This is a genomic window from Pseudomonas sp. AU11447, assembly GCF_001672555.2.
Taxonomy (GTDB): Bacteria; Pseudomonadota; Gammaproteobacteria; order Pseudomonadales; family Pseudomonadaceae; genus Pseudomonas; species Pseudomonas nitroreducens.
Window position 1 is genome coordinate 319,330 of the sequence record NZ_LZDG02000089.1, and the last position, 19,698, is coordinate 339,027.

Below are 19,698 nucleotides of genomic sequence, written 5' to 3' on the forward strand. Positions count from 1 at the left end.
CATCCACAACTTTCCCACAGCTTGTTCATATTTTGCTCAACAGGCTGGCAACGAATTGCTCAGAAAATGAGCGATGCCCTGCAGCCTCCGGACGACGTAGGCAGGAGCCGACCAGCCACAGGTTATCCACAGGTGGTTCCACGGGGATTGGGGAGAAGAATCAGGCGTCCAGCAAGCGCGCCTGGATGCGACCGCGGCTGAGGTCGCCGAGCAGCTTCTGCAACGGCTCGATCTGCGTGGTCGGCAGGACCGCCGTCACCTGCACGCCCTCGCCACCGAAGGATTCGCCCTCGATGCTGGCACCGAGCGCAAGGATTCGCGCCTTGAACAGCGCGTGCTCGGCAAAGGTGCAATCGAAGGCCACTCGCCTGCTGGGCACCAGTTCGATCCGCTCGGCGTCCTGCAGGCATTTCGCTGCGCAGCCCCCATAGGCGCGGGCCAGGCCGCCGGTACCGAGCTTGATGCCGCCGAACCAGCGGCTGACCACGACAACTACGCGGTCCATGTCCTGCCCCTCGATGGCCACCAGCATGGGCCGGCCGGCGGTGCCGCCGGGCTCACCGTCGTCGCTGAAGCGGTACTGGTTGCCCAGCTTCCACGCCCAGCAGTTGTGCCCGGCGCTGGCGTCCCGGTGCGCGGCGAGGAAGGCCTGGGCCTCGGCCTCGCTGGCAATCGGTGCGGCCACGCACTGGAAGCGGCTCTTGCGGATGTCTTCTTCGTAGCGGGCGAGGCCGGCCAGGGTGAAACTCATGCGGAGGTCGACGGCGGCGTCAGCCCGCAACCCTTGAGGATGATGCGGATGAGGTTGTCGCTGGCGTCGCTGAAATCCTGCCTGGACATGCGCTTGCGACCGGTGACGAAACCGATCTGGGTGGCGAAGTCGGCGTAGTGCTGGGTGCTGCTCCAGATCAGGAAGATCAGGTTCACCGGGTCTACGGCGTCCATCTTGCCGGCCTCGATCCAGGCCTGGAACACCGCGGCGCGGCCAGCGAACCAGGTGCGGTAGTCCTGGCTGAAGTGTTCGGAGAGGCATTCGCCACCACTGATGATCTCCATGGCGAACACCCGCGAGGCCTGCGGGTAGCGGCGGGAGAACTCCATCTTGGCGCGGATGTAGGTCGCCAGCGCAACCGCTGGATCATCATCCACCGTGAGGTGGTTGAAGGTGCTGTCCCACAGCTCGAGGATGTTGCTCAGCACCGCCACATACAGCCCCAGCTTGTTGCTGAAGTAGTAATGCAGGTTGGCCTTGGGCAGGCCGACGCGCTGGGCGATGGTGTTCATGCTGGTGCCCTTGAAGCCGTGGCGGGCGAACTCCTCCTCGGCGGCGGCGAGGATGGCTTCCTCGTTCTTCTGGCGAATGCGGCCAGCGGGCTTCTCGCCGTTGGGCGCGGTATGGGCGGGTACCTGGAGGGTCATGCGGGATATCCGTGCATTGAGCGGTGGCGCTGCATGGATAACCCAGGCGGGTAGCGGGATTCAAGCAAAAGCAAGGAAAAAGCTGGGAACCGGCACCTGCGCGGCAACCGGCTCCAGCCTTCCGGAGACAACGCCCTCGGCGTAGACCGAGGGGCGTCGACGTTACCGGGTAGTGCCGGTGGTACCGGACGAGCCGTGGTGGCCACCACCGCCGTGGTTGCCAACGGCAGCGCCGACCGCGACGATCGCCGCGCCAATGCCAACGGCAGCGCCTACAGACAGCTCACCGTAAAGCGGACGGGCGAGGCCCAGGCCGGCACAACCATCGGGTACGGTGGCGGCAGCCACCCCACGCTCCCTGGAGTCCTGTTCATCCTGGCGAGCGACGTCCTGGTCATCCTTCGTGCCGCCACCCCAGAGGGGTTGGCACTCACCCGCGGCGACCACAGCCTTTTCTTCCCGCTCCGGCTCCTCTGGTGCTACAGGCTCTGCACGCGTTACTACATCCTGATAGAAGCCTCCCGCATGAGTCCTATCGTGGACCTCAGTGGGTTGAATGCTCTCGTGTCCGAGCGGCGCAGCCAGCACGGGGGTGCACATGCTCGCAACAATGGTCGCGATCAACAATTTCTTCATGGCTCACATCTCCTAGGTGAAGCGAAAGAGATGCAAAGCTAGAGGCTGGCGGAGGCGCGACCAATTGGTCGCTAGCCGGATTAAGCGTCGGCCATTTCCGAAAAATTTGCAGACATTGGAATGCAGCGCACGAAACCGATGTAAGCGCCCCAGAAAGACCGACCCCGCCAGGCGGCGGGGTCAGTCGGAACATCAGAAGTGGTACTTGACCAGTGCGCTGACGGTGTTCTGGTCGGTGGTGAAGAACTGCGAGTCCTTGATGCCGTACTTGTCGGACCAGTAGTCGTACTCGATACCGACGTACAGGTGCTTGGCCTCGTAACCCATGGCCTTGCCCAGGTCGTACTTCACCTGCGGGTTGAAGTGCAGGTTGGCGTGGTAGTCCGACTGATTGCGCTCGCTGGAGCTGGCGCTCTTGTTGTTCACGACCCAGTCCATGAAACCGTCGAACAGGATGTCGGAGTTGCCCACCGGGATGGTGATGGCCCAGGCCGGGGTGATCTGCCAGGCGCCGGACGGCACACGGTTGCCGTCGGGCTTGCGGTAGTAGAAGTTCAGCTGGAAGTAATCGAAGCCCGGCAGCGCCAGGTCGAAGCCCGGGCCGAGCAGATAGGACTCGACGTCGCCTTCGCCGAACTCGTAGGTGCTGGCCAGGAGCACGTCCTTGATCGGGCCGAAGGACAGGTCGGTGCCGGTGATCTTGCCGAACGACAGGCGCGGGCTGAACTCACCGTAGTAGGTGTTCTTGCCGTTGGTGGCGCTTTCCTTGCCGTTGTAGTTGATCTGGTCGACGAAGAACCAGATGTCACCCCAGGTCCAGGCGCTCGCGCTCTCGAAGGTGAAGGTCTGCTGGATCGGCGGGTCTACCTTGAAGTTCTTGCCCCACAGGTAGGTCAGGCTTTCGTTGTGCCAGATCAGCGGGCCGTCATTGGATGCCGGAGCCGGGGTCAGGTCTTCACCGCCAGCCATGGCCTGCCCGGCCGCGAGCAGCCCGCCGGCGAGCAGCAGGGATGCGAGAGTGCGAGTCATGCGTTGCTCCTAATCAGTGCAGTCGTGTTGCGTTTTTTAATTGTCGGTGGAACCTGTCCGGTCGGTCAGGCCTGGCGAGGAAAAGCAAGATTGGAGCCAATCCTGACCAGATGTTCCATTTTTATGACGAACCCCTCGGGATCCGCTCCTTTGGCAGAGAAGACGCGGGTGCACGGGCCGGGCCATTTCTTGACTCACAGGACAACTTCGCCTGATTGAAGGGCATCGCGCCATCGGGAAGCACAGGAATGGCAACCGCCATCCGGAAGATTGGATACATGACAAACCTGTGTTGAAACGAATCAACACAAATTGTGTATACAACTCCCTTGTGGGAAATCTACCCAACAGCCGTCGGAATACACCACGCGTTTTTCCGGGCGCGGATGATGCCAGACAAGGGCGGTGACTACACCTGTCAGGTTGACTCGGGCCGCCGGGCGGTCGCGCTTTGCGGCGCTGCCGGAGACCATGGGCACAGCGGTTTCCCGGCACTGCCAAGGGCCACGCTTGAGGCTCCAGGGCAGGCCTGCCAGACTTTGGCCATCAGCGACACTTTCCGAAGATGTACCGATGAAGGGACAACCCCCCGAGCTGCAACGCCTGATTCCAGTGCTCGACCGCCTGCCGCGGCCGGTCTACGCGCGGGCCGAGCGGCTACGCGCAGGCTCCTGGACCAGCCGGCACCACCACGCGTGGGTGCAGCTGTCCTATGCCATCACCGGCGTACTGGGCGTACACACCGCCGAGGGCAGCTTCTTCGCCCCGCCGCAGCGGGCCATCTGGATTCCGGCCTTCCTCGACCATGAGGTGGTGACCTCGACCCAGGCGGAAATGCGCAGCCTGTACATCCGCGACGACGCCTGCCGCTGGGCCCCGGACCGCTGCCGGGTACTGGAGGTCACGCCGCTGGCGCGCGAGCTGATCAAGAGCTTCTGCGAGCTGCCGGTGGATTATCCACAAGGCGACAGCGCCGAATCGCGGCTGGTGGAAGTGCTACTGGACCAGTTGCGCGATCTGCCGGAGGTCGCCTTCTCCCTGCCGATGCCGCAGGAGGGACGGCTGCTGCAGTTGTGCCAGACGCTGATCGACCACCCCACCGACAGCCACACCCTGGGTGACTGGGCGCAGCGCATCGGCACGTCGGAGAAAACCCTGTCGCGGCTGTTCCAGCGTGAGACCGGCATGACCTTCCGCCTGTGGCGCCAGCGCCAGCGTCTGCTCGCCTCCCTCGGCTCGCTGGAGGCGGGCGACAGCGTCACGGCGGCGGCGCTGGATTGCGGCTACGACTCCACCTCGGCCTATATCGCCTCGTTCAAGGGGTTGTTCGGCTTTACGCCGGGGGATTTGTTCCGCCAGCGGTGACCGTGCCAGCGGGTGGCGATCGCGGACGAAGTCCGCTCCTACCCCAAGCCAGTCCCCGCGTGGGTGCGGACGCCGTCCGCGACTGGCTGAACCCCGCACCACCGTCTCTGGTGTAGGAGCGAGCTTGCTCGCGAATCGCCCAACCTCGGTGTCGCCGGAAATTCGTTCGCGAGCAAGCTCGCTCCTACAGGTACATGCATCGGCGGATTTCCGCTCAACACCCTCGCCAATCGGCGCCGCTTCGCCTGCCGCCGCCACCCCATGAATCGATAAAACCCTAGTGCCACGTGGCTTTCGCGCCTTGGCACGGTGCCTGCTATCGCCCTCGGCACTGCGCCGCCCTCGCGGCGCGCCGGCGTGACGTAACCCGTAGTCCGCACGCCTGACGACAACAACGACAAGAGGAACACCCATGGATAGCGCAAGCGCCGTCTCCGCTTCTGCCGCACCCCGCACGACTTCCCAGCGAATCAAGTCGATCTTCAGTGGCTCGGTCGGCAACCTGGTCGAGTGGTACGACTGGTACGTCTACGCCGCCTTCTCGCTGTACTTCGCCAAGGCATTCTTCCCCCAGGGCGACATGACCGCCCAGTTGCTGAACACCGCCGCGATCTTCGCCGTGGGCTTCCTGATGCGCCCGATCGGCGGCTGGCTGATGGGCATCTATGCCGACCGCAAAGGCCGCAAGGCCGCCCTGCTGGCCTCGGTCCTGCTGATGTGCTTCGGCTCGCTGATCATCGCCCTGACCCCCAGCTATGAAACCATCGGCGTCGGCGCACCGATCCTGCTGGTGCTCGCGCGCCTGCTGCAGGGCCTCTCGGTCGGCGGCGAATACGGCACTTCCGCGACCTACCTGAGCGAGATGGCCAACAAGGAGCAGCGCGGCTTCTTCTCCAGCTTCCAGTACGTGACCCTGATCTCCGGCCAGCTCATCGCCCTGGCGGTACTGATCGTGCTGCAGCAGACCCTGACCGTCGAGCAGCTGGAAAGCTGGGGCTGGCGTATTCCGTTCTTCATCGGCGCGCTGTGCGCGGTCGTAGCCATGTTCCTGCGTCGCGGCATGGAAGAGACCGAATCCTTCAGCACCAAGAAGGACGAGCCCAAGGAAAGCCTGATCCGCACCCTGTTCCGCCATCCCAAGGAAGTCCTGACCGTGGTCGGCCTGACCATGGGCGGTACGCTGGCCTTCTACACCTACACCACGTACATGCAGAAGTACCTGGTGAACACCGTGGGCATGAGCAAGAACGACTCGACCATGATCTCGGCGGCCACACTGTTCCTGTTCATGCTGCTGCAGCCCATCGTCGGCGCGCTGTCGGACAAGATCGGCCGTCGCCCGATCCTGATCGCCTTCGGCGTGCTGGGCACCGTGTTCACCTACCCGATCCTCAGCACCCTGCACACCATCGACACCTGGTGGGGCGCGTTCTTCCTGATCATGGCCGCGCTGGTCATCGTCAGCGGCTACACCTCGATCAACGCCGTGGTGAAGGCCGAGCTGTTCCCCACCGAAATCCGCGCCCTGGGCGTGGGCCTGCCGTACGCACTGACCGTGTCCATCTTCGGCGGCACCGCCGAGTACGTGGCGCTGTGGTTCAAGAGCGTCGGCATGGAGAGCGGCTTCTACTGGTACGTCACCGCGTGCATCGCCTGCTCGCTGCTGGTCTACGTGACCATGAAGGACACCCAGAAGCACTCGAAGATCACCACCGACTGATTGGGCTCCTTGCCCAGGCCCCGGCGCACACTCGCCGGGGCTTTTTATCCACAAGGCCCGGCGCATGCCGGGCCTTGTCGTTTCTACGGTGACGCGCGACGCTGCGCTATCCTCGCCAGCGTCACGGTCGCGTAGCCAATCCCATGAGCCCTTCCCCCTTTCCCGCCGGCACGTTGAGCGCGCGCGCTCTGCGCGGAGCCCTCAGCGGGCCATTCGATCTCGACCTGGAACCCGGCCACTGCACGGTGCTCAGCGGCCCTTCGGGGGTCGGCAAGAGCCTGCTGCTGCGCCTGCTTGCCGACCTCGACCCGAACCAGGGCGAGGTCAGCCTCGGCGGGGTGAACCGCGAGAGCCAGCCGGCCCATGTCTGGCGCCGCTGGGTGACCTATGTGCCGGCCGAATCCGGCTGGTGGGAAGACGACGTTGCCGCGCACTTCAGCGACCTCGACGGCGCCCGCCGGCTGCTCCCGCAGCTCAATCTCGACCCGGCGCGGCTGCAGGCGCAGGTCGCGCATCTGTCCACCGGCGAACGGCAGCGCCTGGCCCTGCTGCGCGCCCTGCTGCAACGCCCGCATTTCCTGCTGCTGGACGAGCCCACCGCCGCGCTGGATCCGGACAATCGCGAGCATGTCGAACGCCTGTTGCTGGCGGCCAAGGCGCAGGGCATGGGCCTGCTGGTGGTGACCCACGATGCCGAACAGGCGCGGCGCCTCGGCGAGCGGCAACTGCACCTGGACCACGACGGACTGACGGAGCTGCGCCCATGACGCCGCTGCAATTGAGCGTTCCGGAGCTGGCCCTGGCAGGGCTGCTGATCGTCGCGGCGGCGGCGCTGTCCTGGGCGCTGCGCCTGGGCTTGCAACGCACGCTGCTGATCTCCGCCGCGCGCCTGGTGGTGCAACTCGTGCTGGTGGGATTCTTCCTGCGCCAGGTGTTTGCACTGTCCTCGCCCTGGCTGACGGCGCTGGTAATCGCCGTGATGCTTGGCGCGGCGACCTTCGAGGTCGGTTCGCGGCAACGCCGGCAGCTGACCGGCCTCTGGCACCTGGGCATCGGCGGCAGCGCGGTCGGCATCGCCACCCTGGGCATCGCCCTGTTCGCCCTGGCCGGTAGCCTGCGGCCAACGCCGTGGTACGACGCGCGCCACGCCATTCCGCTGGTGGGCATCATCCTCGGCACGGCGATGAACGCCGCCAGCCTGGCGCTGAACCAGGTGTTCGCCAACGTCACCCGCGAGCGCGCGGCCATCGAGGCGCGCCTGGCCCTGGGCGCCGACCGCCACACCGCACTCAGCGGGCCAATCCGCCGCGCGCTCTACACCGGGCTGATTCCCACGCTGAACCAGATGGCCGCCGCCGGCATCATCACCCTGCCGGGCATCATGACCGGCCAGATCCTCGCCGGCATGGACCCACTGGATGCCGCGCGCTACCAGATCCTGCTGATGTTCCTGCTCGCCGGCGCGGGGTTCATCGCCGCACTGGGCGCGGTGTACCTGTCGCTGTGGCGGCTGACCGACCCGCGCGAGCGCCTGCGCCTGGATCGCCTGCGTGCCGACGACTGAGCGGCGCTGGCGTATGCTGGGCACCTTTCCCCGCCACAGGAGCCTGCCATGAGCACCCCGAAATCCGCCTTGATCATCGGCGCCTCGCGCGGCCTCGGCCTGGGCCTCGTGCGCGAGTTGCTGGACCGCGGCTGGGACGTCACCGCCACCGTGCGCGACGCCAACCAACCCGGCGAACTGGCCGCACTGCCGGTGCGTGTCGAGTCACTCCTGCTGGACGACGTGCACTCCCAGGACCGCCTCGCCGAAACCCTGGCCGGCACACGCTTCGATCTCATCTACATCAACGCCGGCATCTACGGTCCGCCGCACCAGTCGGCCATCGACGCCAATCTCGCCGATGTCGGCCAGCTGTTCATGGTCAACGCCATCGCCCCGCTGCGCCTGGCCGAACGCCTGCTGCCACGCCTGGACGGCGACAACGGCGTGCTGGCCTTCATGACCTCCGAACTGGGCAGCGTCGCCGGCAATGAATCCGGCGGCATGGCGCTGTACCGCGCGAGCAAGGCGGCGCTCAATTCGCTGACCCGCAGCTTCGTCGCCGAACTGGGCGAAACCGGCATCACCGTGCTCAACCTGCATCCGGGCTGGGTGCGCACCGACATGGGCGGCGAGTCCGCGCCGCTGGACGTGCAGACCAGCGTGAAAGGCCTTGCCGACCAGGTCGAAGGCCACGCCGGCCGTGGCGGCCAGTTCTACCTGGACTACCAGGGAACGACGATCGACTGGTGACGAGTCGCGCCGTGGGCGTTACCATGCGCCCACGCCTGACTCCAGAGTCAGCGAACCTGGATCAGCAGACAGGGTGAACACTGAGCTGGCTTCCCATGAACCCATGGAGCCGGCTCGAACGAACGGCTCCGTCCGTTTGGAGAATTCATCCATGTCTTCCCCGCGTCTCTGGCTGCGCAACCCGCTGGCCATCTTCACCGCTAATGATCAGGACGCCCGTGGCGGCATCGTCGTCCAGGACGGCCGCATCGTCGAACTGGTCGCTGCCGGCCGGCAGCCTTCGGCCCCCGTCCAGCAGACCTTCGACGCCAGCCAGCACGTGCTGACGCCCGGCCTGATCAACACCCACCACCACTTCTACCAGACCCTCACCCGCGCCTGGGCGCCGGTGGTGAACCAGCCGCTGTTCCCCTGGCTGAAGACCCTGTACCCGGTATGGGCGCGCCTGACTCCTGACCAGCTCGGCGTGGCCACCAAGGTCGCCCTGGCCGAACTGCTGCTCTCGGGCTGCACCACCGCCGCCGACCACCACTACCTGTTCCCCGACGGCCTCGAGCAGGCCATCGACGTGCAGGCCGGCGTGGTCCAGGAACTGGGCATGCGCGCCATGCTCACCCGTGGCTCCATGAGCCTGGGCGAAGCCGATGGCGGCCTGCCGCCGCAACAGACCGTGCAGAGCGCCGAAGACATTCTCGACGACAGCCAGCGGCTGATCCGCGAGTACCACCAGCGCGGCGAAGGCGCCCAGGTGCAGATCGCCCTGGCGCCCTGCTCGCCCTTCTCGGTCACCCCGGAAATCATGCGCGCCAGCGCCGAACTGGCTGAGCGAGAAGACGTGCGCCTGCACACCCACCTCGCCGAAACCCTGGATGAAGAGGACTTCTGCCTGCAGCGCTTCGGCCAGCGCACCGTGGATTACCTGGACAGCGTCGGCTGGCTCGGCCCGCGCACCTGGCTGGCCCACGGCATCCACTTCAACGATGAGGAAATCCAGCGCCTGGGCGCCGCCGGTACCGGCGTCTGCCACTGCCCCAGCTCGAACATGCGCCTGGCCTCGGGCATCTGCCCGACCGTGGCGCTGGAAGCCGCCGGCGCGCCGGTGGGCATCGGCGTGGACGGCTCGGCCTCCAACGACGCCTCCAACATGATCCTTGAAGCCCGCCAGGCCCTGTACATCCAGCGCCTGCGCTACGGCGCCGAGCAGATCACCCCGGAACGCGCGCTGGGCTGGGCCACCAAAGGCTCGGCCAAGCTCATCGGCCGCAGCGACATCGGCGAACTGGCCGTGGGCAAGCAGGCGGACCTTGCGCTGTTCAAGCTCGACGAACTGCGCTTCTCCGGCAGCCACGACCCGCTCTCCGCGCTGCTGCTGTGCGGCGCCGACAAGGCCGACCGGATCATGATCGGCGGCACCTGGCGCGTCGTCGACGGTGAGGTCGAAGGCCTCGACCTCAAGCGCCTGATCGCCGACCACACCCAGGCGGCGCGCAAGCTGCTCGGTACGCTGTAAATACCTTCCGCGCCCATACGAGCGGAGCCCCTCACCCTAACACTCTCCCGCAAGCGGGAGAGGGGACCGTTCGGTGCAGGGAGAACCTCCAGCGTCAGCCGGCACAATCTGCCCCCTCTCCCTATGGGAGAGGGTTGGGGTGAGGGCAAGCCCCGAGCGAATATCGGCTCGCCTGTAATCCGCTCTACCCAGCCTGCCGACAAGCTTCCTGACCGAAGACCATCACGTGGCTCCGGATGCCATTCCCGCGGGCACGTTTTGCCATCGAAAAATCGCTACAGCCCGCGCCACACAAGGGCTGCGCACTACCGCCCGTCGCCATCCAAACAGCCGCGACAAGCGGTCATTCACTGAAAACCCCTCTAGATCAAGGGTCTATCCCTTGCGACGGGAATATGCCGTCAGTTTGACATCACCCATTGGCACTCTAGTTTTAAATCGCCGGGCCGAATTCCTGCTCAAGACGTTGTCAGCAGCCGTTTGGCCCGGTTACCGGCGCCCGGCAATGGAGTGCACTTCAATGCGCGATTCACAGTTGGACCCTCTGGCGGTTCAAGAAGCCGGCCAGGATTGGCCGCGGCGCCTCATCATCCAGACCCTGCCCTGGGCGGTGGTCGCCGTGCTCTGCGCGGTCGGCGTGCCGTTCTGGTGGATGCTGCCGATCGGCTGGATCTCCAGCCTGGTGCTGAGCAGCCTGCTGTGCGGCACCGGCAAGGCCGCTGCCGAGGCGCAGGCAGTCACGCTGCACAGCGACGAGCTGCCTCAGTGGCGCCCGCTGCAGGAAGCCGTGGAAAGCCACCTGGCCCAGCTCAACGGCCATACCCACCAGATCGACAGCCTCCTGCACCAGGCGATCCGCCAGCTGACCGACAGCTTCCACGCCCTCGCTGATCGCATCGACACCCAGCGCGGCCTGTCCCACTCGCTGATCGAACGCTACGACGGCCGCGGCCACATGGACGGCGACATCGACTTCCAGCGCTTCATCCATGCCACCCAGGAAACCCTCGGACTGTTCGTCGAAGCCACCCTGGAAACCAGCCGCACCTCGCAGCAACTGGTCGAGCGCATGGACCGCGTGACCCACAAGATCGCCGAGATCCTGCAGTCCACCCAGGACATGGACGCCATCGCCAAGCAGACCAACCTGCTGGCCCTCAACGCCGCCATCGAGGCCGCCCGCGCCGGCGAAAGCGGCCGCGGATTCGCCGTGGTGGCCGACGAGGTGCGCGCGCTGTCGACCCGCTCCACGCACTTTTCCCAGGCCATCCGCGAACACGTCGACGTGGTCTACCACGAGATCAAGGACGCCGAAGGCGCCATCAGCCAGCTGGCCGACAAGGACATGAGCTTCGCCCTGGATTCGCGCAGGAAGATCCAGCACATGCTCGACGACCTCGACACCATGAACCAGCACACCGTGAAGGTGGTGCAGGAGCTGGACCGCATCTCCCTGGAAGTGGGCGACGGCGTCAACGCCGCGGTCACCGCCCTGCAATTCCAGGACATGAGCAGCCAGCTGCTCGGCCAGGTCGGCAAGCACAGCGCCCGCCTCGGCGCACTCGCCGGGGGCCTGGGCGCGCTGGACGGCCGCGAGCCCGGCGAATGGGGCGAGCGCCTGCGCGGCGAAGTCGCCGAACTCGGTCGCCCCCTGAGCAATCCGGTCGCCCAGACCAGCCTCAGCGCTGGCGAGGTGGAACTGTTCTGAACTGAAGGCAAAGCAGGAGCCCCGACATGCTGCAGTCCGTCTTCGCCCGCTTTAACGAACGCTGGCTCGCCAACCTCGCCCTCATCGGCTGAGCCCCACACACCATTTCCGCGCGCCGGGATGGCGCGAGTTTCTGTGCGCCTGGCGACAACAAACGCATTGCAATCCGAGGAGAACCAACGCAATGGGAAAGCAGATTCTGATCGTCGATGACTCGGCCTCGATCCGGCAGATGCTGAGCTTCACGCTCAAGTCCGCCGGCTACGAGGTGGACGAGGCCGTGGACGGCAAGGACGGCCTGGGCAAGGCCCAGCGCAAGACCTACAACCTGGTCTTCACCGACCAGAACATGCCGAACATGGACGGCCTGTCGCTGATCCGCAGCCTGCGCGACATGGCCGGCTACCGCAGCACGCCGATCCTGATGCTCACCACCGAATCCAGCGACGCCATGAAACAGCAGGGCAAGAGCGCCGGCGCCACCGGCTGGCTGGTCAAGCCGTTCGACCCGCCGAAACTGCTGGAAGTGACCCGCAAGGTCCTGCCCTAGGGGAATCCTGAATGGCTACCGGTATGGAGCAATTCCTCCAGGTGTTCTTCGAGGAAACCGACGAACACCTGGCGACCCTCGAACTCCTGCTGATCGGGCTTGACCTCGATCAGCCGGACGCCGAGACGCTCAATGGCATCTTCCGCGCGGCGCACTCGATCAAGGGCTCCAGCGGCATGTTCGGCTTCGACGACCTGACCGCCGTGACCCACGAGCTAGAGACGCTGCTCGACCGCATTCGTTGCGGGCAGACTGCCCTGCACGTGGACATGATCGGCGCATTCCTCGAAGCCCGCGATGTATTGCAGCGCCTGCTCGACGCACACCGCAGCCAGGTGCCCGATCCGGACGTGCCCGTCGCCGCCACCGTGGAGCGCTTGCGCGCCTGGCTGGCAGCACCGGCTGCGGCAACTGCCGATAACCACTCCGGTCTGTTCGAAGACGCTCCTGCCGCGGCAGGGACCAGCGCCAGCGAAGAGGACTTCGGCTTCTTCGACGATGCGCCCGGCATGCCCGGCGCCAGCGCAGCGGTCGCCAGCAGTGACGACGATTTCGGTTTCTTCGACGACGCCCCCGGCGCGCCGGACGCCAGCCCCGTCGAGCCCTACGGCATCTTCGACAAGGCACCGGGCGCACCCGCCGCCGCTCCAGCCGCCGCCAGCGAAGCGCCAAAAGCCGCACCGACCGTGGCGAAGGCAGCCGCCGCGCCGCGCCCTGACAGCGAATCCAGCTCCATCCGCGTCAGCGTCGAGAAGATCGACAGCCTGATCAACCTGGTCGGCGAGCTGGTCATCACCCAGGCCATGCTCAGCCAGCTCAGCGAGGACCTCGATCCCGCGCACTTCGAGCGCCTGCAGCAGGCCCTGGCGCAGCTCGAGCACAACACCCGCGACCTGCAGGAATCGGTGATGTCGATCCGCATGCTGCCGATCAGCTTCATCTTCAGCCGCTTCCCGCGCCTGGTGCACGACACCTCCGCGCGCCTGGGCAAGCAGGTCGAACTGATCCTCCAGGGCGAGCACACCGAACTGGACAAGAGCGTCATCGAAAAGCTCAGCGACCCGCTCACCCACATTGTCCGCAACAGCATCGACCACGGCATAGAAACGCCCGCCAAACGCCTGGCGGCCGGCAAGCCGGCGCAGGGCTCGGTGAAGCTCGCCGCCAGCCACCAGGGCGGCAGTGTGGTGGTGGAAATCTCCGATGACGGCCGCGGCCTGTCGCGCGAGCGCATCCTCGCCAAGGCCCGCGAGAAAGGCCTGCCGGTGCACGACGGAATGAGTGACGGCGAGGTCTGGCAACTGATCTTCATGCCCGGCTTTTCGACCGCCGAAGCGGTTACCGAGCTGTCCGGTCGCGGCGTCGGCATGGACGTGGTGCGGCGCAACATCCAGGCCATGGGCGGGCGGATCGACATCGATTCGGCACCGGGCATGGGCACCCGCATGAGCATCCGCCTGCCGCTGACCCTGGCCATCCTCGACGGCCTGATCGTCGCCGTGGAGCAGGTCAACTACGTGGTGCCGCTGACCTACATCGTCGAGTCGCTGCAGGCCCGCGCCGACGACGTGCGCGGGCTGGCCGGCGAGGAGTCGACGGTGATCCGCGTGCGCGGCGAATACCTGCCGCTGTTCTCCCTCAACCAGTTGCTGCGCATCGGCGCCGAGCCCATGCCGCCGGAGCAGGGGATCGTGGTGATCCTCGAATCCGAGGGCAAGAGCTTCGCCCTGCAGGTGGACGAACTGGTCGGCCAGCAGCAGGTGGTGATCAAGAGCCTGGAACAGAACTTCCGCCGGATCGACGGGATCGCCGGCGCCACCATCATGGGCGACGGCAGCGTCGCCCTGATCCTCGATGTCGATGCCCTGCCACGTCTGGCGGCACAAGGAGAACCCACCCATGAGCGCAGCTGAAGCCAGCGCGGCAAGCAGCCCGGTGCAGGAGTACCTGACCTTCACCCTGGGCCGCGAGGAATACGCCATCGACATCCTGCGCGTGCAGGAAATCCGTGGCTACGACCAGGTCACGGCGATCGCCAACGCCCCCGCCTTCATCAAGGGCGTGATCAACCTGCGCGGCGCCATCGTTCCCATCGTCGACCTGCGCATCAAGTTCAACCTGGCCGACATCAGCTACGACCAGTTCACCGTGGTGATCATCCTCAACGTCGGCCGGCGCATCGTCGGCGCGGTGGTGGATTCGGTCTCCGACGTGATCGCCCTGGCCGGCGAGGAGATCAAGCCGCGCCCTGAATTCGCCGCCAGCTTCGACACCGAGTATCTGCTGGGCCTGGCCACCGCGGGTGAGCGGATGCTCATCCTGGTGGACATCGAAAAACTCATGACCAGCCGTGAGATGGCGCTGGTCGACGAAACCGCCGCCTGATCGCGACCGAGGACAAACAACATGGGTCTGTTCAACGCACACGCCGTGGCGCAGCAACGCGCCGACCGCATCACCGCCATCCTCCACAGCCTGGTGGACGGCAACCTCGACGTCGCCATCGGCGAAGCCCCCGCGCCCGGCTACGAGCGCCTGTACGACGGGCTGCGCAATGTCCAGCGCAGCCTGCGCGAGCAGCGCACTGAACTGGCCCAGGCCGAAGCCCTGGAGGCCGGGCTGGTGGAGATGACGCGCCAGCACGAGCTGGGCTGGATCGACGAGGTGATCCCGGTAGACAAGTTCGCCGGCCGCCCGGCGCGCATCGCCAAGGGCATCAACGACCTGGTCGCCGCGCACATCGCGGTGAAAATGAAGGTGGTTGCTACCGTGACCGCCTACGGCAAGGGTGACTACTCGGTGGAGATGGACCGCCTGCCGGGCAAGAAAGCCATCATCACCGAGGCCATCGACGGCGTGCGCGACAGCCTCAAGGCCAACGCCGACGCCGCCGAGTACAACGCGCGGATCAAGAGTGCGCTGGATAACGTCTCGGCCAACGTGATGATCGCCAACAACGATCTCGACATCATCTACATGAACCGCACCGTCACCGAGATGCTCGGCAATGCCGAGGCCGACATCCGCAAGCAGCTGCCGAACTTCAACGCCAGCCGCCTGATGGGCGCCAACATCGACATGTTCCACAAGAACCCGGCGCACCAGCGCGGCATGCTCGCGCACCTCACCGCGCGGCATAAGGCCGAGCTGAACCTGGGCGGCCGCCGCTTCGCCCTCGACGTGGTGCCGGTGTTCAACGATGCCGGCGAGCGCCTGGGTTCGGCAGTGCAGTGGACCGACCGCACCGAGGAATTCCGCGCAGAGCAGGAAGTCTCGCAACTGGTGGACGCCGCCGTTGCCGGCGACTTCAGCAAGCGCATCGAGGCCTCGAACAAGGAGGGCTTCTTCCTGAAGATCGCCACCGGCCTGAACAACCTGGTGGACACCGCCGACAAGGGCCTGCGCGACGTTACCCGCGTACTTGGCGCCCTGGCCCAGGGTGACCTGACCCAGCGCATCGACGCCGACTACCAGGGCACCTTCGGCGAGCTGAAGGACTATGCCAACGAGACCGCACAGAGCCTGTCGCGCATGCTCGGGCAGATTCGCGAAGCGGCCGACACCATCCACACCGCCGCCAGCGAGATCGCGAGCGGCAACGCCGAGCTCTCCACCCGCACCGAGCAGCAGGCCTCCAGCCTGGAAGAAACCGCCTCGAGCATGGAAGAGCTGACCAGCACCGTGAAGCTCAACGCCGAGAACGCGCGCCAGGCCAACTCGCTGGCGGTGAACGCCTCGGAAGTCGCCACCGAGGGCGGCAGCGTGGTGCAGAAGGTGGTGGGCACCATGTCCGCGATCAACGATTCGGCGCGCAAGATCGCCGACATCATCGGCGTGATCGACGGCATCGCCTTCCAGACCAACATCCTCGCGCTCAACGCCGCGGTGGAAGCGGCGCGCGCCGGCGAGCAGGGCCGTGGCTTCGCCGTGGTGGCCGGTGAAGTACGCACCCTGGCGCAGCGCTCCGCCGCCGCCGCCAAGGAGATCAAGACGCTGATCAACGACTCGGTGGACAAGGTCGAGAGCGGCAACACCCTGGTCGCCCAGGCCGGCCAGACCATGAGCGACATCGTGGTCGCGATCAAGCGCGTCACCGACATCATGGCGGAGATCGCCGCCGCCTCTGCCGAGCAGAGCAGCGGCATCGAGGAAGTGAACGGCGCCGTGTCGCAGATGGACGAGATGACCCAGCAGAACGCTGCCCTGGTGGAAGAGGCCGCTGCGTCGGCCGAAGCCCTGCAGGAGCAGGCCGGCATGCTCAACCAGCAGGTCGGGGTGTTCAAGCTGGAGACCATCGCGGCCACCGTGGTGCCGCTGGCCTCTGCCCGCCCGGCCCGCGCCGAACCGACTGCGCACACCTCGCGCGCCGCCCGCGGCGTGGCCAAGGCGGTGCGCGCCAAGGGCAAGGAAGACGACTGGGAAGAGTTCTGATCGGGCGGGGCTGAGGGATGGCGGCGGCCGGAGCAATGGGAGGGTCGGCCGCCGCGGGCGGACCAGGGATGGTCAGGCGATGACCGCTGATGGAGGAGCCAAGAGCCCCTCACCCTAACCCTGGCTGCGCGCCCCGCTCCGAAGGGAGAGGGGACTGATCGGCGCAGGAGTACATCAAGGCATCAGCCGGCACGTACGGCCCCCTCTCCCTCTGGGAGAGGGCTGGGGTGAGGGTAGTCCCCGCGCAGAACTTTCCCGATACCACGAAGTAGGGCGCATAACGCCACAGGCGTTATCCGCCATCGCGGCGGATAACCGGTTCGAGGTTATGCGCCCTACGCAATCCGCTCACCTGCGAGACCAACCAATGCCCATCCACCTGCCCGCCCCCGAGCACGAATTCCACTACACCCGCCGGGACTTCCAGCAGGTGCGTGAGCGCTTGTACCAGCACGCCGGCATCAGCCTCTCGGAGAACAAGCAGCAACTGGTCTACAGCCGTCTCTCGCGGCGCCTGCGCAGCCTGCGCCTGGGCAGCTTCGCCGAGTACTTCGCCTACCTGGAAAGCCATGAGGACGAGTGGCAGCAGTTCGTCAACGCACTGACCACCAACCTCACCGCCTTCTTCCGCGAGAAGCATCATTTCGACCACCTGGGCCGCTTCGCCGCCGAGCAACTGCGCGACCACCAGCCGCTGCGCTTCTGGTCCACCGCCTCCAGCACCGGCGAGGAGCCCTACTCCATGGCCATGACCCTGGTGGACGCCCTGGGCAGCTTCAGCCCGCCGCTGGAGCTGATCGCCTCGGACATCGACACCGGCGTACTCGGCCACGCGCGCCAGGGCATTTACCCGCTGGAGCGCCTCGAAGCGCTGACTCCGGCCCAGAAGAAGCGCTTCTTCCTCCGCGGCACCGGCAGCAACGCCGGCAAGGCGCGGGTGGTGCGCGAGCTGCGGCAGATGATCGATTACCGGCAGATCAACCTGCTGGACCGCGACTGGGGTATCCCCGGCAACCTGGACGCGATCTTCTGCCGCAACGTGATGATCTATTTCGACAAGCCGACCCAGACCCGCCTGCTCGAACGCATGGTGCGCCTGCTGCGGCCGGGCGGGCTGTTCTTCGCCGGGCACTCGGAAAACTTCGTCCACGCCAGCCACCTGGTCCGTTCGGTAGGGCGCACGACCTACCAGGCGGTGGGGAGCCATTGATGGGCGCAGCCCTGGACCAACCCAATCGCTACTACGACCCGCGCTTCGGCATGGAAGCGGTGAAGCTGCTGCCCGGTGAGTGCTACGTCACCGCCGAGCCGCTGATGCTGGTCACCGTGCTCGGCTCCTGCGTCTCGGTCTGCCTGCGCGACCGCAGTAGCGGGCTGGGCGGCATGAACCATTTCATGCTGCCCGGCGATACCGGCGTGCAGGGCCTGATGTCCAACTCCGGACGCTACGGCGTGCATGCCATGGACCTGCTGATCAACGGCCTGATGCGCCGCGGCGCCCAGCGCAGGCACTTCGAGGCCAAGGTGTTCGGCGGCGGCTCGGTGCTGAAGAACCTCAGCGCCGACGTCGGCCAGCGCAACGTCGAGTTCGTCCTGCAGTACCTGGAGAACGAGGGCATCCCCCTGCTCGCCCAGGATCTGCTCGACGTGCACCCGCGCAAGGTCTACTTCTTTCCCGGCAGCGGTCGGGTGCTGGTGCGCAAGCTGCGCACCCTGGCCAACGACACGGTGCTGCAGCGCGAGCGGCAGTACTGCCAGCAACTGTCCCGTCGGGAGCGCGGCGGGAGCATTGACCTGTTCTGAACGGAGGGACGCCCGATGGCCGTCAAGGTCCTGATCGTCGACGACTCGGCGCTGATTCGCAGCCTGCTCAAGGACATCATCCAGAACGACCCGGAGCTGCAACTGGTGGGCGCCGCGCCCGACGCCTTCGTCGCCCGCGACCTGATCAAGCAGCACTCGCCGGACGTCATCACCCTGGACGTGGAAATGCCGCGCATGGACGGCCTGACCTTCCTCGACAAGCTGATGAAGGGCCGACCGACGCCCGTGCTGATGATTTCCTCGCTGACCGAGAAGGGCTCCGAAGCCACCCTGCGCGCCCTGGAGCTGGGCGCCATCGACTTCATCGCCAAGCCGCGCCTGGGCATCGCCGAAGGCATGCAGGCCTACGCCGAGGAAATCTGCGCCAAGCTCAAGGCCGCCGCCCGCGCCCGGCTGCCCCGCGCGCGCCCCGCCACCGTGGCGGGTGCACCGGCAACGAGCAGCGCGCCGCTGCTGAGCACCGAGAAGATTTTTGCCATCGGCGCCTCCACCGGTGGCACCGAGGCCATCAAGGAAGTCCTGCTCGGCTTGCCGCCGGACTGCCCCGGCACCGTCGTGACCCTGCACATGCCACCAGGCTTCACCAAGTCCTACGCCGAACGACTCGACCGACAGACGCGCCTGTCCGTGCGCGAAGCCCGCGATGGCGACCGCATCCTCCCCGGCCACGTGCTGGTCGCACCGGGCGATTTCCATATGGAAGTGCAGCGCAGCGGCGCCAACTACGTCGTGCGGCTGCACCGCGAGGCTGCGGTGAATGGCCACAGGCCGGCGGTGGACGTGATGTTCAACTCCCTCGCCCGCTGCGCCGGGCGCAACCTCATCGCCGCGCTGCTCACCGGCATGGGCAAGGATGGGGCCCGGGGCTTGCAGGCGATCCGCCAGGCCGGCGGCCATACCGTCGCCCAGGACGAGGCGACCTGCGTCGTCTACGGCATGCCCCGCGAGGCCGTGGAGCTGGGTGCGGCCAAGGAAGTCCTGCCGCTGGAGCGCATAGCCGGTTCGCTCCTACAGCAGGCGCGGCAGAGCGGAAGTGGGAATCGCGTCTAGTTCTGCGGGAATCGCCCCGCACTGCCGAGCGACTTTTCACACAGGGTCTAGACTCAGGCCAATTGACCGGCGCCAAATATATGGCGATCCGATATCAATTTGGTTTGATTGTGCCCGTATACAAAATGCACAATTGAGCTTTCGCCAAAAGACCGGCACA

General features: G+C 66.2%; 18 protein-coding genes. 15 read left to right on the forward strand and 3 right to left on the reverse strand.

Going from position 1 to position 19,698, the window contains the following annotated elements; all coding sequences use genetic code 11:
* Window positions 1-160 precede the first annotated feature (160 nt).
* Together A6723_RS29315 and A6723_RS29320 are read right to left on the reverse strand one after the other, a co-directional pair.
* Window positions 161-751, reverse strand: a complete 591-nt coding sequence (locus A6723_RS29315) for a YigZ family protein (protein ID WP_054910285.1) — start codon at window positions 749-751, stop codon at window positions 161-163.
* A complete protein-coding gene (locus tag A6723_RS29320; RefSeq protein ID WP_054910286.1) occupies window positions 748-1,419 on the reverse strand; it encodes a TetR/AcrR family transcriptional regulator in 672 nt (223 codons plus the stop codon). Before A6723_RS29320 ends, A6723_RS29315 begins: the two co-directional genes overlap by 4 nt.
* Window positions 1,420-1,617: 198 nt before the next feature.
* On the opposite strand from A6723_RS29320, the gene A6723_RS29325 reads away from it, so the two are divergent.
* A complete protein-coding gene (locus A6723_RS29325; protein WP_054910287.1) occupies window positions 1,618-2,097 on the forward strand; it encodes a hypothetical protein in 480 nt (159 codons plus the stop codon).
* Between the two features lie 150 nt (window positions 2,098-2,247).
* On the opposite strand, the gene A6723_RS29330 is transcribed toward A6723_RS29325, so the two are convergent.
* A complete protein-coding gene (locus A6723_RS29330; protein WP_054910288.1) occupies window positions 2,248-3,084 on the reverse strand; it encodes an outer membrane protein OmpK in 837 nt (278 codons plus the stop codon).
* A 573-nt stretch (window positions 3,085-3,657) separates the two neighbouring features.
* Here A6723_RS29330 and A6723_RS29335 point away from each other — a divergent pair.
* The 14 genes from A6723_RS29335 (at window position 3,658) to A6723_RS29400 (ending at window position 19,538) form a co-directional block, all read left to right on the forward strand.
* Window positions 3,658-4,449, forward strand: coding sequence for a helix-turn-helix transcriptional regulator (locus tag A6723_RS29335; RefSeq protein ID WP_054910289.1), 792 nt, complete (start codon window positions 3,658-3,660; stop codon window positions 4,447-4,449).
* 412 nt (window positions 4,450-4,861) lie between these two features.
* Window positions 4,862-6,169, forward strand: a complete 1,308-nt coding sequence (locus A6723_RS29340; protein ID WP_045213459.1) for an MFS transporter — start codon at window positions 4,862-4,864, stop codon at window positions 6,167-6,169.
* A gap of 143 nt (window positions 6,170-6,312) precedes the next feature.
* Window positions 6,313-6,936 carry an ATP-binding cassette domain-containing protein gene (locus tag A6723_RS29345; RefSeq protein ID WP_054910290.1) on the forward strand — a complete coding sequence of 208 codons (624 nt, stop codon included), beginning with the start codon at window positions 6,313-6,315 and terminating at the stop codon, window positions 6,934-6,936.
* A complete protein-coding gene (gene fetB / locus A6723_RS29350) occupies window positions 6,933-7,733 on the forward strand; it encodes an iron export ABC transporter permease subunit FetB (protein WP_054910291.1) in 801 nt (266 codons plus the stop codon). The genes A6723_RS29345 and fetB overlap by 4 nt, the downstream gene beginning before the upstream one ends.
* A 48-nt stretch (window positions 7,734-7,781) precedes the next feature.
* Window positions 7,782-8,465, forward strand: a complete 684-nt coding sequence (locus A6723_RS29355; protein ID WP_054910292.1) for an SDR family oxidoreductase — start codon at window positions 7,782-7,784, stop codon at window positions 8,463-8,465.
* A 151-nt stretch (window positions 8,466-8,616) separates the two neighbouring features.
* Entirely contained in the window at window positions 8,617-9,975 is a 1,359-nt protein-coding gene (locus tag A6723_RS29360) for an 8-oxoguanine deaminase (RefSeq protein WP_054910293.1), read from the forward strand.
* A 955-nt stretch (window positions 9,976-10,930) separates the two neighbouring features.
* On the forward strand, window positions 10,931-11,683 hold the full coding sequence (locus tag A6723_RS32785) for a methyl-accepting chemotaxis protein (RefSeq protein WP_256234925.1): 753 nt from the start codon (window positions 10,931-10,933) through the stop codon (window positions 11,681-11,683).
* Window positions 11,684-11,867: 184 nt separating this feature from the next.
* Window positions 11,868-12,233 (forward strand): response regulator, encoded by a 366-nt coding sequence (locus A6723_RS29370; RefSeq protein WP_054910295.1) that lies wholly within the window; start codon window positions 11,868-11,870, stop codon window positions 12,231-12,233.
* Window positions 12,234-12,244: 11 nt separating this feature from the next.
* On the forward strand, window positions 12,245-14,146 hold the full coding sequence (locus A6723_RS29375) for a chemotaxis protein CheA (RefSeq protein ID WP_054910296.1): 1,902 nt from the start codon (window positions 12,245-12,247) through the stop codon (window positions 14,144-14,146).
* A complete protein-coding gene (locus tag A6723_RS29380; protein ID WP_037012409.1) occupies window positions 14,133-14,618 on the forward strand; it encodes a chemotaxis protein CheW in 486 nt (161 codons plus the stop codon). Before A6723_RS29375 ends, A6723_RS29380 begins: the two co-directional genes overlap by 14 nt.
* Before the next feature lie 21 nt (window positions 14,619-14,639).
* The gene (locus A6723_RS29385) at window positions 14,640-16,664 is read left to right on the forward strand and encodes a methyl-accepting chemotaxis protein (protein ID WP_054910297.1); all 2,025 of its coding nucleotides are present in this window, start codon (window positions 14,640-14,642) and stop codon (window positions 16,662-16,664) included.
* Between the two features lie 367 nt (window positions 16,665-17,031).
* A complete protein-coding gene (locus tag A6723_RS29390; RefSeq protein ID WP_054910298.1) occupies window positions 17,032-17,874 on the forward strand; it encodes a CheR family methyltransferase in 843 nt (280 codons plus the stop codon).
* Window positions 17,874-18,467 (forward strand): chemoreceptor glutamine deamidase CheD, encoded by a 594-nt coding sequence (gene cheD / locus A6723_RS29395; protein ID WP_054910299.1) that lies wholly within the window; start codon window positions 17,874-17,876, stop codon window positions 18,465-18,467. The genes A6723_RS29390 and cheD overlap by 1 nt, the downstream gene beginning before the upstream one ends.
* A 15-nt stretch (window positions 18,468-18,482) precedes the next feature.
* Window positions 18,483-19,538, forward strand: coding sequence for a chemotaxis response regulator protein-glutamate methylesterase (locus tag A6723_RS29400; RefSeq protein ID WP_054910300.1), 1,056 nt, complete (start codon window positions 18,483-18,485; stop codon window positions 19,536-19,538).
* Window positions 19,539-19,698: the final 160 nt, after the last annotated feature.